The sequence below is a fragment of the Nocardia sp. 852002-20019_SCH5090214 genome (assembly GCF_001665865.1).
GTDB classification, from domain to species: domain Bacteria; phylum Actinomycetota; class Actinomycetes; order Mycobacteriales; family Mycobacteriaceae; genus Nocardia; species Nocardia nova.
Map to the genome: position 1 here is coordinate 1 of NZ_LZMK01000040.1, position 845 is coordinate 845.

The following is an 845-nucleotide window of genomic DNA, read 5'->3' on the forward strand; positions in this document are numbered from 1 at the left end:
TCGTCGATGTCCTCGGCGGCGATCATCGCGACCATGCGGTCTTGGGCGGTGGCCAGACGGTCTTGGGTGGCGCGTTCCTGCTCGACGGCGGCCATCTTCGCCGCCAGCTGCGGGGTTACCTCGGCATCGATGGTGACGTGCCCGCCGTCGAGGTCGACGTGCACACCCCAGCGCTGCCGGATGTGCCCGGCCAGTTCCACCGACGCGCGGCGGGCAGCCTCGGAGTCTTCCGACCAGGTCACCGCCTCACGTAGCGCGGCGGCGATTTCGTTGCGCGAGAGCCGATCCCAACCCTTCCGGCGCAGCGCTTCCAGACCTTTCTCGGCCGCCTTGCGCTCGGCGGCGACCTGGGCGGCGTGCTCGCGGCGGGCCTTCTCCTCCCGCATCTGCATGGCCTCGATGGCGGCGCGGCGGGCGGTGATGCCGGCCGTGGCTCGGTTCATCACCTCCTGCATCAGTGCCCGCAGCATCACCGCGAACTGGCTGCCGATCCGGTCGAGGGTTTCGTCGTGGTGCTGCTGGACGGGGGTGTGCAGGCCGGACAGGTTGACCGTGGAATTTCCGGACATGAAAGAACCTCCGACAGAGTCGTTGTGATCAGGTGAGAGGGGTGAGGCATCGGCCGAGAGATCGGTCGATGCCTCACCGACGAAAGGGACGGCCCCGGCCTCCGACCGGGCGGCGCTCGTGGCGGTGTGAGGGTCCAGATACGGGACTGGGGCGAGTTCGCCGACGTGGTGACCGGCCTCGATGTGGTCGGTGAGGTCCTTGCCTGTGGCCGCACGCATGACCCGCACCGACCCCACCCGCCCAGTCAGGGAGGCCATGTCATGCGTGCGGCCACA

General features: G+C 69.1%; 1 pseudogene. It reads right to left on the minus strand.

From position 1 onward, the window contains the following. Nucleotides 1–788: pseudogene (locus tag A5780_RS04665) on the minus strand (hypothetical protein); the annotation flags it as partial. Nucleotides 789–845: the final 57 nt, after the last annotated feature.